The sequence below is a fragment of the Gilliamella sp. B3023 genome, from assembly GCF_026536845.1.
Classification (GTDB): Bacteria; Pseudomonadota; Gammaproteobacteria; order Enterobacterales; family Orbaceae; genus Gilliamella; species Gilliamella apicola_E.
The window spans coordinates 1-514 of the sequence record NZ_JAFNNH010000084.1 but is presented as its reverse complement, the minus strand read 5'-3'; the positions used below and the strand labels follow the sequence as shown (position 1 = coordinate 514).

The 514-nt window shown below is 43.0% G+C and carries 1 protein-coding gene; it reads right to left on the bottom strand.

Annotated elements, in window-relative coordinates; translation table 11 throughout:
• Positions 1-295: hypothetical protein (locus J3U16_RS12075; protein ID WP_267343230.1), on the bottom strand; the 295-nt coding region annotated here is incomplete at its 3' end.
• Between the last annotated feature and the right edge of the window lie 219 nt (positions 296-514).

Sequence of the window (514 nt, the reverse complement as noted above, 5' to 3'; positions counted from 1 at the left end):
CAGCATCACCATCATCATCCCCCCAATAATTATTAGGAGGACCGATAAGAGTACTCAAAGCGACTGAATTAGTATCAGTAGGAACCAACATACTTATATCAGCAAAACTCTGACCCGCAACCGGCAAGACGATTGGGGTTGTAGATGATAAATTGGTAGAAGGCGTGTAATTAGTTCCGTTAGATAGCGTAATCCCAAGCAGACCGTTAGCATCGACCGCACGTGTACGACCACCATCGAAAGTCAGATAAGGTGCACTACCCTGTATCGCATTCCTAGTTGTCTGTGATGTCAATGCGTGACCCGAAAAAGGAAGGAAAAGAGCCACGAAAAAAACAATCTGCCGGGATAATTGGGAAAAAGATCGAAAACAGGATCTGAAAGAGGATCCGGAAAACGACCGGAAAAAAGATCGAGAAGAGAATCGCGGAATTTCACTTGATTGCGTGGAAAAATAAGTTTCAGTGAAAAATTTAAACTGGGTGCTGGACTTAGACGAATTTAAAAGATAGGT